This is a genomic window from Corynebacterium renale (assembly GCF_002563965.1).
Taxonomy (GTDB): domain Bacteria; phylum Actinomycetota; class Actinomycetes; order Mycobacteriales; family Mycobacteriaceae; genus Corynebacterium; species Corynebacterium renale.
This window is the reverse complement of record NZ_PDJF01000001.1, coordinates 974,876-987,166: the sequence shown is the minus strand read 5'-3', so window position 1 is coordinate 987,166 and position 12,291 is coordinate 974,876. Positions and strand designations below refer to the sequence as shown.

The 12,291-nt window shown below is 63.6% G+C and carries 12 protein-coding genes and 1 tRNA gene; 7 read left to right on the top strand and 6 right to left on the bottom strand.

Annotated features, from left to right (window positions below):
- Window positions 1–34 precede the first annotated feature (34 nt).
- Both ATK06_RS04630 and ATK06_RS04625 read left to right on the top strand, forming a co-directional pair.
- Window positions 35–1,957 (top strand): HtaA domain-containing protein, encoded by a 1,923-nt coding sequence (locus ATK06_RS04630; protein WP_143341392.1) that lies wholly within the window; start codon window positions 35–37, stop codon window positions 1,955–1,957.
- A gap of 10 nt (window positions 1,958–1,967) precedes the next feature.
- On the top strand, window positions 1,968–2,984 hold the full coding sequence (locus tag ATK06_RS04625; protein ID WP_053072856.1) for a hypothetical protein: 1,017 nt from the start codon (window positions 1,968–1,970) through the stop codon (window positions 2,982–2,984).
- Window positions 2,985–3,029: 45 nt separating this feature from the next.
- Here ATK06_RS04625 and ATK06_RS04620 read toward each other — a convergent pair whose 3' ends face one another.
- The 4 genes from ATK06_RS04620 to ATK06_RS04605 form a co-directional block, all read right to left on the bottom strand.
- Window positions 3,030–4,364 carry a GntP family transporter gene (locus ATK06_RS04620; protein ID WP_098388919.1) on the bottom strand — a complete coding sequence of 445 codons (1,335 nt, stop codon included), beginning with the start codon at window positions 4,362–4,364 and terminating at the stop codon, window positions 3,030–3,032.
- Window positions 4,361–5,254, bottom strand: coding sequence for an NAD(P)-dependent oxidoreductase (locus ATK06_RS04615; RefSeq protein ID WP_098388918.1), 894 nt, complete (start codon window positions 5,252–5,254; stop codon window positions 4,361–4,363). The genes ATK06_RS04620 and ATK06_RS04615 overlap by 4 nt, the downstream gene beginning before the upstream one ends.
- 9 nt (window positions 5,255–5,263) lie before the next feature.
- A complete protein-coding gene (locus ATK06_RS04610) occupies window positions 5,264–6,688 on the bottom strand; it encodes a four-carbon acid sugar kinase family protein (protein ID WP_172607363.1) in 1,425 nt (474 codons plus the stop codon).
- An 83-nt stretch (window positions 6,689–6,771) separates the two neighbouring features.
- A complete protein-coding gene (locus tag ATK06_RS04605) occupies window positions 6,772–7,461 on the bottom strand; it encodes a FadR/GntR family transcriptional regulator (protein ID WP_048381040.1) in 690 nt (229 codons plus the stop codon).
- Between the two features lie 87 nt (window positions 7,462–7,548).
- Here ATK06_RS04605 and ATK06_RS04600 point away from each other — a divergent pair, with 87 nt between their 5' ends.
- Genes ATK06_RS04600 through ATK06_RS04590 form a run of 3 tightly spaced genes read left to right on the top strand, consistent with a single transcriptional unit; the run spans window position 7,549 to window position 9,563 of the window.
- Window positions 7,549–7,737, top strand: coding sequence for a hypothetical protein (locus ATK06_RS04600; RefSeq protein WP_048381042.1), 189 nt, complete (start codon window positions 7,549–7,551; stop codon window positions 7,735–7,737).
- Between the two features lie 55 nt (window positions 7,738–7,792).
- Window positions 7,793–8,341: a DUF1707 SHOCT-like domain-containing protein gene (locus ATK06_RS04595; RefSeq protein ID WP_161796008.1), complete on the top strand. Its 549-nt coding sequence runs from the start codon at window positions 7,793–7,795 to the stop codon at window positions 8,339–8,341.
- Window positions 8,334–9,563, top strand: a complete 1,230-nt coding sequence (locus tag ATK06_RS04590; protein WP_048381119.1) for a pyridoxal phosphate-dependent aminotransferase — start codon at window positions 8,334–8,336, stop codon at window positions 9,561–9,563. Before ATK06_RS04595 ends, ATK06_RS04590 begins: the two co-directional genes overlap by 8 nt.
- Here ATK06_RS04590 and ATK06_RS04585 read toward each other — a convergent pair.
- Together ATK06_RS04585 and dcd are read right to left on the bottom strand one after the other, a co-directional pair.
- Window positions 9,557–10,837, bottom strand: coding sequence for a UDP-glucose dehydrogenase family protein (locus tag ATK06_RS04585; protein ID WP_048381046.1), 1,281 nt, complete (start codon window positions 10,835–10,837; stop codon window positions 9,557–9,559). The two genes, ATK06_RS04590 and ATK06_RS04585, sit on opposite strands and share 7 nt — an antisense overlap.
- A gap of 61 nt (window positions 10,838–10,898) precedes the next feature.
- Window positions 10,899–11,462 carry a dCTP deaminase gene (gene dcd, locus ATK06_RS04580; protein ID WP_098389397.1) on the bottom strand — a complete coding sequence of 188 codons (564 nt, stop codon included), beginning with the start codon at window positions 11,460–11,462 and terminating at the stop codon, window positions 10,899–10,901.
- Between the two features lie 82 nt (window positions 11,463–11,544).
- Between dcd and ATK06_RS04575 the strand changes: the two genes are divergently transcribed.
- Window positions 11,545–11,615: transfer RNA gene (locus ATK06_RS04575), tRNA-Gly, on the top strand.
- A gap of 26 nt (window positions 11,616–11,641) precedes the next feature.
- Window positions 11,642–12,247 (top strand): CadD family cadmium resistance transporter, encoded by a 606-nt coding sequence (locus ATK06_RS04570; RefSeq protein WP_098388917.1) that lies wholly within the window; start codon window positions 11,642–11,644, stop codon window positions 12,245–12,247.
- The last annotated feature ends 44 nt before the right edge of the window (window positions 12,248–12,291 follow it).

Genomic DNA, 12,291 nt, shown 5'->3' with positions numbered 1-12,291 from the left:
CCCTTTCCCTTTAACCTCATGAGAAAGGACCCCTGTGCCCGCTCTTGCCCAGCCACGTCGCCACATGCGACGCGCAGCACTTGCCGTAGTAACCACATTCGCGCTGCTCCCCACCACCATCGCGCACGCCGACGCCACCACCGGCGCCCTCGAATGGGGACTACGCCCCAGCTTCAACAGCTACACCGGCGGCCCGACCATCATCGACGAAGGCGCCACCCAACCCGTCACCGGGACATTCTCTTTCCCGCTGAAATCCCACACCTACGACGCCGCCGAGAACCGCGTCGAAGCCCAATTCAGCGGACGTGTCGTGTACAAGCAATACTGCCCCACCAAGGAACCGGCAACCGACCCAAACTGCGCTTTGGACCTCACATTCAAGGACCCGAAAGTTGTCATCGATGACGACGGCTCCTACCTCGAAGGCACCGTCTCCTCCAAGCAGTACCCCAAGGGTGGCGTCTTCGCACCGGGTAAGCCCGTCAAGGTGGCTACGCTCAACACCGACGCCGCGAACTACACCAATACCAACGGCACCGTGAAGTGGGAAAACATCTCCTCCACCCTCACCCAAGAGGGCTGGAAGATGTTCTCCGAATTCTACGAGGTCGGCGAGGCGCTAGCGCCCGTATCCTTCCACTACACCGGCGAAGGCCCAGGGGCTGCGAGGAAGACGGGACTCAGCGTCGGGGAGGCGTGGACGTCGCCAGGTACATACGCTGACGTCACCCGCACTTTCGCGTACGGGGATTACATCGTGGCAGTCGTCGCGGAACAGGGCGTGGCCTTGCTGGACCACACCGCGAAGCAGATCGCCTTGAAGGAAGCGCCGATCACCCGCGATAACGTCTCCGCCTTCAACCCGGCGACCGGCGTGCTCTACTTCGCCGAACGCAACACCCCGGAGATCAAGTCCATCGACGTCGTGCCTGCGGCCGCAGCGCTCGGCGAGCCAGTTACCGTCGGGCAAGCACCCGGCATCGTCCAGGCACTGGCAGTCCACCCGAAGACCGGCAAACTCTCCGCCCTCTCCCAGAAGGACGACAAGTCCGCCTACCTCTCCACGTTGGAAGGCACCCAGCTGCGTGACCAGGCACTGCCGACCACCGCAGAACTCTTCGACTTCCCGCTTCAGGAGCAGTACTCCAACGCCTACACCGCCTCCTTCCGCAACGATGACATCCAGGAATTAGCCCCAGTCAGCGACGGCACCTTCCTGTTCAATACCAACGCCGACGTCTACGCCGAAGGCATCGACTCCACTGTCAAAGGCACCCTGTTGCGCCTCAACCCAGACGCGACTACCCCGGCGGAAGCCGCGGCCGTGGTCCCTGGCACCGCAGAAAAGGAAAGCAACCGCTACTACAGCGCCCTGCGTACCGACGGCACTACCGTCGTCCGCTACAACAACTTGGACGGAGCCGGCTCCATCTTCCAGGTCCTGACCTACGACAACGGCACGCTGACACCAAAGACCGAGGCCAAGCCAGTCGCCGGGGTCAACACCGTCGCAGACGTGACCATCAAGGACGGCACCATCTACGCCCTGGATTCTGTGAACGGCAACCTCGTGGCCATCGACTCCGACCTCAACGCCACCACCCTGGCGCAGGTCCCCAACGGCCAGCGCACCAACAAGCCGCTACACCAGTCGCTCCTGCCAGCTGAACGCGGCTACTACGTGGCAACCCAAGACGAAAACGGGGGCTCCTGGCGCGGCGGCGCGTTCTTGCTGCGACACATCATCAACAACGACTACGTTGCGCCGAAGCCCGAGCAGCCGAAGGCGGACGACAAGGCTAAGACCCCGGATGTGAAGAAGGAGCCGTCGCAAAGCAGTAAAGACAAGACCTGGAATGTTTCCAACATCCTGATCGCAGTGTTCTCCGCGCTGGGCCTTGGCGGGCTCATCGCCGCCATTGCGGGCGCGCTGCAGTTTCTTGGGATTCGGTAAGGAGTAAGCAATGAAACGAATCATCCTCGCAGGAACCACCGCCCTGGCCGTCGCCGGCGGAGTAGTCGCGGTGCCCCTGGCCAGCCCCTTCGCGGCCGTCGCGTCGGCACACACGAGCGACCAGATGCCCATGGTGTACGCGGTGAAAAAGGCCGCCGACGCCGACACCTACCTCGGCGAAGTCACCGCATTTTCGCAGGTGGCCTCCTACCGGCACGCGTACCACACCGCTACGGGCAACGAGAAGTTCGACAACTACTACACCTCCACCCAAGCACAGCGCGACGCCCACCTCTGGTCCGAACAAGCCTGCTACGCCGCCAAGGCACGCCTGGCGCTTGCCACTATGAAGATGGAAGGCAACGCCGAGGCCCGCGCCCTGGACCTCAGCAAAGTGGGCATCGACCTGGCCGAAACCCAAAAAGCGCTACCCATCCTGAAAGCCGCGTACGAAGAAGCGCGCTCCATCTCCTGGAGCATCGACTCCACCGACCCGCTGGCCAACACCTGGAAGTCCCGGTCGAAGATGTTCAGCGAAGGCGCAGGCAGGCTCGAAGAACTTGTCGACGAAATCACCGCCGGCACAGGCGTCCGCGAAGTCTCCGCGTTCGCCATCGTCGACTGGGGCGTCAACGAAAAATACCTTCAGCCCGTCCTGGAAGAGCATCATGTTGCCGGCACTGACACCATGAAACTCACGGTCACCCACACGACCACCGAAGCCGGACTCCCCGCCACCACGACGACCGACGGCGCCACAAACCTGGCGCTCCTGGAATCGTGGCACGGCACGTTCCCGGAGCCGGCAGTAGAGGAAGCTCCGGCGCCTGCACCGGAACCAGATCCGAAGCCGGACACCAAGCCGGCGCCGGAGAAGGACACGGACAAGAAAACCGACCAGGACCAGTCCGAGGACAAACCTGCTGCTGAGAAGCCGCAGTGGTTGCCGATGGTCTTGTTCGGCCTGCTCAGTAGTATCGCCACCGCTCTAGGATTGGCGGTGCACTGGTTCTTCAACCTGCGCTAACATGCGAACGGCCCGCAGCACTACGCTGCGGGCCTTCAGCCGCATTTAGACCAGAGCGTACACTGCCGCGGTGGCGGCGAATCCGACAAGCGAGAAGATCGTCGATAAGACAGTCCAAGTTTGCAGGCCTTGTTTGACGCTCAGGCCCTGGTACTTAGTCACGATCCAGAAGCCGGAGTCGTTGATGTGCGAAAGGCCGAGCGCGCCGAAGCCAATCGCAATCGTGACCAGCGCCGTCTGCGTCCCGGACAAGCCCGCCTCCACGATGGGGGTCGCCAGCAGGCCGGCCGTGGTGAGCATGGCCACCGTCGCGGAGCCCTGCGATGCGCGCAGCGCCAGCGACAGCAAGTAGGCCATGAGAATCAGCGGCATGTTCATGCTGACCAGCAGGTCGGAAAGCACCTTCCCAATCCCCGACTCCACCAGCACGGCCGCGAAGCCACCACCCGCGCCCGTCACAAAGATGATGACCGCCACAGCGGGCAGGGAGGAGTCCAGGACCGAGGAACCCTTATCCCGCGACCACCCTTGTTGCGTGCCGACGACCGCCCACGCCACCAATACCGCCGTGAGCAAAGCTACCGGCGCGGAACCGACGAACGACAGCACCGAGTGCGCCGTGGAACCTTCTTCCGTCATGAGGACACCGCCGGTGCCCAGCAGGATTTGGACGATTGGCAGGAGAATCAGGCCGATAACAGTCCACGGCCCGGGTGGGTTTTCCGCCGGTGGGGCTTCTTCCGTGGCGGGTGATTCGCCGAGCACGATGGCGTCGGTCTTGAACAGTTTTGCCGCGAAGTAACCACCCACGGCAGTCACCGCAGCCAGCGGCAGGCCCCACGCGAGGACGGTCCCGATTTCGGCGCCGACCAGTTCGGCGGTCGCCACCGGGCCCGGGTGCGGTGGCAGGACCACGTGCACGGTCAGTAGCGTGCCGGCCACCGGCAGGCCCAACTTCATGGGGTGGATGCCGGCAGTGCGGGCGAACCCGAACACGATGGGTGCCAAGATGATGAAGCCAACGTCGAAGAATACCGGGATACCCAGGATGAATGCGGCGGCCGTCACGGCGGCAGCGACCTTCTTCGGGCCCAACTTCTCCGTGAAGTAGCGGGCCAGGGCGTCGGCGCCGCCGGACACTTCGATGAGGCGTCCCAGCATCGCGCCGAGGCCCACGACTACGATCACCGAGCTCAGTGTCTTACCGATACCACCGGTGACTACGCCCACCGATTCGGCGAGCGGGACGCCGGAGAGGATCGCGGTCCCGATGGACACCACGAGCAAGGCGACGAACGCGGGCATCTTCACCCAAATCACGAGTGCAAGCAGTACCGCGACTGCCGCTAGCCCTAGCCCGATGAGGGCCCCGCCCGTCATCCGTCGAGCCTTTCTGGGGAGACCAGGCGGATAACAGACGAATCGTCTTGCGCGCCCATGCGGCGGGTCAAGCCGTTCAGGTAGACCTGCTCCGCGGCGGCAGCCAGCGGTACGCCGATGCCGGCCTTGCGGGCAGCGTCGGTGACGATGCCCATGTCCTTAACAAAGATGTCCAGGCGGCTCTTCACCTCCACGGGCTCCTCGCCGTACGCCTGCAGCATGCGCGGGCCACGGTCGCCGAGCATGAAGGACGACGCAGCGCCGCTCATCAACGCGTCGAGGGCGGCAGCCTCGTCGAGGCCCAGGCGGTTGGCCAGCGCGAGCGCCTCGCCGGCGGCGGCGATGTGAATGCCGCAGAGCAGCTGGTTGACAGTCTTCATGGCCTGGCCCTTGCCGGCCTCGTCGCCGACGCGCACCAGGGTCGACGCCATGGTGTCCAGCACGTCGTGGGCGGTGTCCCAGGCGGTGTCGTCCGCGCCGACGGTCACCAGCAGGTCGCCCTTGCCGGCGCGCGCCGGCCCGCCGGAGACGGGGGCGTCGACAAGCAAAATGCCACGATTACGTAGGCCCGGCACGACGGAGGCGATGGCGTCGATGCCCACGGTGGAGGTCACGATAACGCACGAGCCTTCGCTCATGACGTCCGCGATACCGTTGGCGCCGAAGAGGGCTTCCTGCAGCTGGGCCTGCGAACGCACGGCCAACAGCACGAAGTCCGCGCCGCTGGCGGCCTCGCGGGAGTCGGTGTAGGTTTCCAAGCCGGCTTCTTTGCCCAGCTCGAGGCGGGCTTCGGCGATGTCCACACCGCGGACGGTGAACTTTTCAGCCAGGTTGGTGGCCATGGGAAGGCCCATTGCGCCCAGCCCGACGACGGTAATTGTGCTCATAATTTTTGTCCTTTACTTCGATAGTGTTGCGGTGACCTCAACGAGGGACTTGTCATTGCCCACGTTGCCTGCGAAAACGATGTATGGGACGCCGGCGGCGGGGCCGTCGTCAAGCCGCCACAGCGAGATGATCCCCGGCTGCATCGGCCCGATCACGGTGGCATGGCCCATCTCCAGGCCCTTCGACGCGACGTCCGAACTCGTGATGCCACCCTTGGCGATCACGAACCGCGGGGTCAGCGCGTGTGCAGTGGCATTAACGACGTCCACCACCGCCTGCGACACCCGCCGCGCGATAGCCAACGACTCCTGCTTGTCAGCCCCCGTGATCAGCGTGCGGGAGGTGTGCACCACGACGTTGCCGCCGGCCAGCTTCTCCTGGACGGTTTTCGCCAGGCTGTCCAGGTAGGAATCGCCCTCGTCGAGCGCGCGGGCGACGTCAAGTTCGACGACCTCCGCAAGCTCCGCGTCGAGCAGCGCGCCGAGCTGGCGGGTCGTGGTGGGCACGTGCGAGCCGACCACAATGAGCCCGCCGGGGACGGTCGGCTCCGTGGTGCGGGACTCGGCGACGGCCTGGGCGGTCAGCGGTTCCGGGATCTCCTGGCCGATGCGGGCCCGCACGAAAGGCGGGCCGACGCGGTAGATGAACGTCTTGCCTGACTCCTCAGCCTTGATCAGCCCCAGGGAGAGTAGGCGCAAGTCCTCTTCGGTGACGATGTCCACGGTGACCGGCTGGCGGTCAGCCACCCCGGCCAGGGCTGCGGCGATAGCATCCGCGCCGGCGCGCACGGTCGCCAGGTCGAGGTGCAGGACGCGGTCCGCGGGGACGTCGCCGCCGGTCTTTTCTTCCACCCACTCCGCGAGGTTGCTGGACGCGAACCCAAAGGTTGCATCCTGGGCGAATTCCGTTTCACCAACGGGGGTGTACCCGCCCGCGCCGCCGGCGTAATGCACGCCGCCGACGGTGATGCGGCCGGCGTCGCCGAACGCGGGCACGATGACGATGCCGTCGGTGTCCTGGCCATGCTGGGCGGCCATGTCGGCCAAGGTATAGGGCTCGAGCGGGAAGTGGCCGCGCAAAGTCGAATCGGAACGCGACACGAATGCCACGCGGATTCCGCGCTGCTCAGCGGCGGCGTAGGCGGCTGCAGCGACGTCCTTATTAATCTGCTCGGCGTCTTCCGGCGCGAGGGAACGCGAGTTCGTCATCACGTAGATCGCGGGCTTGCCCTGCTCAAAGGCCCAGGCCAGGTCCTCGGGCTGCCAGCGCGTCAGGACGGGAAGGTCTGCCACGGATTGGGTGCCGGTGGGGTCGTCGTCGAGCACGATAAAGATGGGTTCCGCGTCGCGGCCCGCGGCGGCGCGGACGTCGGCGGCGGCTACGTCGACGGGGTCGGGGTAGCCGGCGGTGAGTTCTTCGAGGGTTCTCATATCCACTCCTTAGACGTCTGATGTCTTAGGAGTCACCCTACGGAACGACCGTATTGCCTGACAAAAAGTTCACCCCCGCGGGGGTGCATTTACTGAACGTAACCCTCAATATCCCCGCGGGTCTGCGCCATGTGAGAGCGCATCGCATTCTTCGCGCCCTCCTCATCCCCCGCGCGCAACGCGGCGAAAATCTCCCGATGGTGCTGCTGCGCACGCTCGCGCACCTCCGGCACCGACGACGTCAACTCCCGCGAGCGGCGCATCGCCGACTCCAACGGCTGCACAATCGCCAAGAGGAATGGGTTGCCGGTGGCCTTAAAAATCTCCTGGTGGAACGCCACGTCCGCGGAGGCGCAGGCGGCGGCGTCGTTGCGGGCGGCAGCGTCGTCGTAAAGCGCTAGTTGTGCCTCCATGGCCTGCAAGTTCTCCTCGGTGGCGCGGGCGGCGGCATGGCCGCAGGAGCCGACCTCAATCATGCGGCGAATCTCGATGAGGTTGCGCGACACATCCTTCGGCGTGCGCGACTGCAACGCCACCTCCACCAGGGACCGCATATCAATCCACTGGTCCTGCGGTTGCAGATACGTGCCGCGCCCGTGCTGGACCACCACGATCCCCCGGTCGGAGAGCGTGCGGATCACCTCCCGGACCGTGGCCCGCGAACAGCCCAGAAAATCCACGAGTTCACCTTCTGGCGGGAGCACGCCCGGTTGGAATTGGCCCTCCGCAATCGCACGCAACATGGTCTCCACGCCCTGTGAGACCAAATCCCTAGCCATGTGCGTCCTCCTTAATTCATACGCGCCATTATGATAACCAGAAGTGGGGGTTTCTGGAATGCTGGCCTGAAGAAAGGAACGCAGATCATGAAGGCACTTGGCTTTGTACTCATCGCCGTGACGCTGGTTGGGGTAGTGCTCACCATCGTGCAAACCGCCACCCAGGATTGGACCAATTCACTACTCTCGCTGGGTGGGTGGCTGTGCGTCGTGGGCGCGGCGGCGTGCGTCGCATGGGCTGCGGCCGAAGATCGGGCGGCCAGCCGCACCCGCTAAAAATCAGGGTTTCACCTGATGCCCCGGCGCGGGGTTGGCCGCTATGCTGGGGCGCATGTATGACCCGAACGTTCGCCTCAGTGACCAGGAACGCAGCGCCGCTTTAGACGCGCTGGCGGCATCGTTGGGCAACGGCCGGTTGACCATGGACGAGTTCGACCGCCGCTGCACCGCCGTCGCCCGCGCCGAATACCAGGGCCAGCTGGGCGCCCTGTTCGCCGACCTGCCGCGCACCGACGAGCCCACCTTCACCGCCTCTGAACTGCAGGTTGCCCACCAACAGGGCAAGAAAACCCGCGCCGGCGTCTTTGGCTTATCGACGATCGCAGCCCTGACCATCGGCGCCCTCATCGGGGACGAGGCGCTGATTATTGCCTTCGCGGTCGTGGCCGCGCTGGCCATCCTGCTCTACGTGATGAAGATCGGCCCCGACTCCTGGTACACACCGTCGCCCGCGAAGTTGGCGCGGCAGCGCGCGAAACTCGCCCAGGTGGAAAAGCGCGCACAACGTCGAGACCAATGGAATGAAATTACCAATCAGGCCTATAACGTGGCCAAAGGGGCTCTAGAGAAACGCAAGTGGCATGATGGAGGGCATGTCTGACACATCTTCTGGCAAGTTTCCAACCGCCGACCGCCTGAACAACGTCACCTACGAACTGCGCGGACCACTGTCCGTCAAGGCGAACAAGATGATCCGGGACGGGGAGAAAGTCCTCAAGCTCAACACCGGTAACCCCGCATCCTTCGGCTTCACAGTCCCAGAAGACGTGCTCTCTTACCTGGAGCCGCGCCTGGATACATCCCACGCGTACACCGATTCCCGCGGCACCATCGAAGCCCGCGAAGCCGTGGTCAAGCGGTACGAATCCGACCCCGACTTCCCCGCCTTCGATGTTGACGACATCTTCCTCGGCAACGGCGTCTCCGAACTAATCCAGATGACCACCCAAGCCATGATCAACCGTGGCGACGAAGTCCTGGTCCCCTCCCCCGACTACCCGCTGTGGTCCGCGGCCGTCACCATGAGCGGCGGCACCGCCGTACACTACCGCTGCATCGAAGAAGACGGATGGAACCCCGACGTCGCCGACATGGCCTCCAAGATCACCGACAAAACCAAGGCGATCGTGGTCATCAACCCGAACAACCCGACGGGCGCGGTCTACACCCGCGAAACCCTCGAACAGATCGCGGACCTGGCGCGCACGCACAACCTGATCATCTGCGCCGACGAAATCTACGACCGCATCACCTACGACAACACGCCCACCTACTCCATGGCGTCCATTGCCCCCGACGTACTCACCCTCACCTACAACGGCCTGTCCAAGGCCTACCGGGTATGCGGCTACCGTTCCGGCTGGATGGTCATCACCGGACCCACCGACGAAGCCAAGGGTTTCATCGCCGGCATGGAACTCCTGGCAGGCATGCGCCTGTGCCCCAACTACCCAGGACAACAGGCACTCATCGGCGCACTCGGCGGCAAGCAGGACATCTTCGACCTCACTTCCGACGGCCGCCTGGCCGAGCAGCGCAACGTCACCTACGACAAGCTGAACGCCATCGACGCCATCGACGTAGTCAAACCGATGGGCGCCCTCTACGCATTCCCGCGGATTAACCCCGACATGATCGAAATCCACGACGACGCCAAACTCATGATGGACATCCTCGAACAGGAAAAGATCCTGCTCGTCGGTGGCAACGGGTTCAACTGGGAAACCCCAGGCTACTTCCGCGTCGTCATGCTCCCCTCCGCCGACGACCTCTCCGAGGCGATCGAACGCCTGGGCAACTTCCTGTCTTCCTACCGTCAGTAACCACGCCCGATAGTGCGCACCTCCCACCCGGCCTCCTGCCAGGTGGCGGTGGGCAGGACGGCGCGGGCGTCGATAAGCAATCTGCGGGAGACCCATTTGCCTACCTTTTTGGGCTTCAAGTCGGCGAACTGCGGCCAATCCGTGCCGATGATCACCAATTCCGCGTCCAGAAGCGCCGCCCGGACCGACTCCGCCTGCGGAAGGTCGCTGACCGTGGCTTTCGGGTCGTAGACCGTCACGCGCGCTCCCGCCGTGACCAGCGCCCGGGCGACCGCCAACGACGGCGAATCGCGGACGTCATCCGAATTCGGCTTAAACGCCGCACCCAACACCGTGATCCGGCGACGCTGCACCCCGCCCAACATCTCGCCAGCCCACCCCACCACCCGGGCGCGGCGCCGCTGATTCACCGCATCCACCGCATGCACCAACGACATATCCACCCCCAACTCCTCCCCGCGGTGCGCGAACGCGCGAATATCCTTCGGCAGGCAACCGCCGCCGAAACCCAGGCCCGCGCGCATGTGCTTGTTGCCGATGCGGGCGTCGAAACCCAGGGCCCGGGACACCGTGTGCACGTCCGCGCCGGCGGCCTCGCACACCTCGCCCACTAGGTTGAGCAGGGAAATCTTCGCCGCCAAGAACGTATTCGCACTGACCTTGATCAGCTCCGCGGTGGGGATGTCCGTCTCAATCCACGGCACGTCTGCCAGCGGGGCATACACCTCCCGCAGCGCCGAGCTCGGGGCACCGTCGCGGGTGCCGGTCACGATCCGATCCGGGTTTAACGTGTCCCCCACCGCGTGGCCCTCCCGGAGGAACTCCGGATTCCACACGACCTCCGCAACATCACCGACGCGCTCCTGCAACGCCGCCGCCGTACCCACCGGGACCGTCGACTTCCCCACAATCACGTGCCCCGACTCCCCCGCCGCCCTAATATGCGAAGCCAGGCCATCGACCGCCGCGAACACCGCACTCACGTCCGCCGCCGGCGAGCCCGCCTGCTGCGGGGTCCCCACACAGATGAAGTGCAGCTGCGCGCCGGCGGCGATGGCCTCCGCGGGATCGGTTTCCCAGCGCACTTGCCCCGACGCCGTGTGCTTGGCAACCAGCTGTGCAAGGTCGGGCTCGAAAAAGGGGACGCGCCCCTGCTTGAGGATTTCAATCTTTGCTGCGTCGACATCACAGGCCACAACCTCGTGACCCAATTCCGCCATGCACGCCGCGTGCGTTACACCAAGGTAACCCGCGCCAATTACCGAAATTCGCATGGCTTAAGTTATAGCCCCAACCCGTGAACGAGACGTGGCCGCTTCATTGCCTCAAAGCAAACTATTGGAAATTCAGATACGCCTTGGATGGCGTCGGACCGCGCTGCCCCTGATACTTCGATCCCAGGGCTGCGGAACCGTAGGGGACGTCGGCAGGCGAACTCATCTGGAAAATAGCCAGCTGGCCTACTTTCATGCCTGGATACAACACGATGGGCAGATTTGCCACGTTGGATAACTCCAGGGTGATGTACCCAGAAAAGCCCGGGTCAATGAAGCCTGCCGTCGAGTGCGTGAGCAAGCCCAGGCGCCCCAGCGACGACTTCCCCTCCAAGCGGCCGGCAAGGTTGTGTGGCAAGGTGAACTTCTCCAGCGTGGACGCCAGCACGAACTCGCCAGGGTGCAGGACGAAGGAATCCTCCGGATCCACCTCCACGAGCGTGGTCAAATCCTCCATCTGCTGCTTGGGGTCGATGTGCGTGTACTTGGAGTTGTTGAACACACGGAAGTACTTGTCCAGGCGAACATCTACGCTCGACGGCTGAACGAGCTGCGGGTCAAATGGTTCAATGCCCAAATCCCCAGCGTCGATGGCGGCACGAAGATCATGATCTGAAAGCAACACGCCCACCATGCTACCCGCCCTCATTTCCAGACTGCTTTACGACGGGTGTATAGTAAAACATCGCACCCTGAACAAGGTCTGCGCCGGCGTAGTTTAGTGGTAGAACATCAGCTTCCCAAGCTGAGAGTGCGAGTTCGATTCTCGTCGCCGGCTCTTTTGCTGCCCGAGAGAGGATAAACATGGACACCCTAGTATCCGCGCCGCTGGTCTTCGTATCTACCTCCATCGACTACCTCGTGGTTCTGACCATTCTGTTCGCCACACAGGGCAAAAAATATGTGCGCTCCATCTATTTAGGCCAGTATCTAGGAACCGCGGCGCTCGTCGCAATAAGCCTGGTGGCGGCCTATTTCCTAAATTTGATCCCGCAAGACTGGATTATCGGTTTGCTGGGACTGATCCCAATCGCACTGGGCGTGCGCGCAGTCTTCGTGGACGAGGATGTAGACGAAGACGACATCTCTGAGAAGCTCCGCGGTCAGGGTTCGAAGGCGCTGGCGTTTACTGGGCTTACGATTGCTCTCGGTGGAGATAATCTGGGGATCTACGTCCCCTACTTCACTGGCCAGAGTCCAGCTCAGATCGGATTAGTCCTGGTAATTTTTGCGATGGGCATCTTCCTACTGTGTCAGCTTTCACAACGCTTGGCGGCGGTGCCGGCCATCGGGGAAACCGTGGAAAAGTACGAGAAGTTTATTGTGCCCGTGGTTTTCGTGGGGCTGGGCATCTACATCCTGGCCGAAAATGGCACCTTCGCGCACCTAGTTTCACTACTGGGCAGGTAGCCGAAAAGGGGCAGCGTCCGGAAGGTTGCTCCGGATGCTGCCCT

Excerpts from the sequence above, each read along its gene's own strand:
- ATK06_RS04625 (WP_053072856.1), top strand. The coding sequence starts at position 1,968 with ATGAAACGAATCATCCTCGCAGGAACCACCGCCCTGGCCGTCGCCGGC.
- ATK06_RS04620 (WP_098388919.1), bottom strand. The coding sequence starts at position 4,364 with ATGACGGGCGGGGCCCTCATCGGGCTAGGGCTAGCGGCAGTCGCGGTA.
- ATK06_RS04605 (WP_048381040.1), bottom strand. The coding sequence starts at position 7,461 with ATGGCTAGGGATTTGGTCTCACAGGGCGTGGAGACCATGTTGCGTGCG.
- ATK06_RS04600 (WP_048381042.1), top strand. The coding sequence starts at position 7,549 with ATGAAGGCACTTGGCTTTGTACTCATCGCCGTGACGCTGGTTGGGGTA.
- ATK06_RS04595 (WP_161796008.1), top strand. The coding sequence starts at position 7,793 with ATGTATGACCCGAACGTTCGCCTCAGTGACCAGGAACGCAGCGCCGCT.
- ATK06_RS04590 (WP_048381119.1), top strand. The coding sequence starts at position 8,334 with ATGTCTGACACATCTTCTGGCAAGTTTCCAACCGCCGACCGCCTGAAC.
- ATK06_RS04585 (WP_048381046.1), bottom strand. The coding sequence starts at position 10,837 with ATGCGAATTTCGGTAATTGGCGCGGGTTACCTTGGTGTAACGCACGCG.
- ATK06_RS04570 (WP_098388917.1), top strand. The coding sequence starts at position 11,642 with ATGGACACCCTAGTATCCGCGCCGCTGGTCTTCGTATCTACCTCCATC.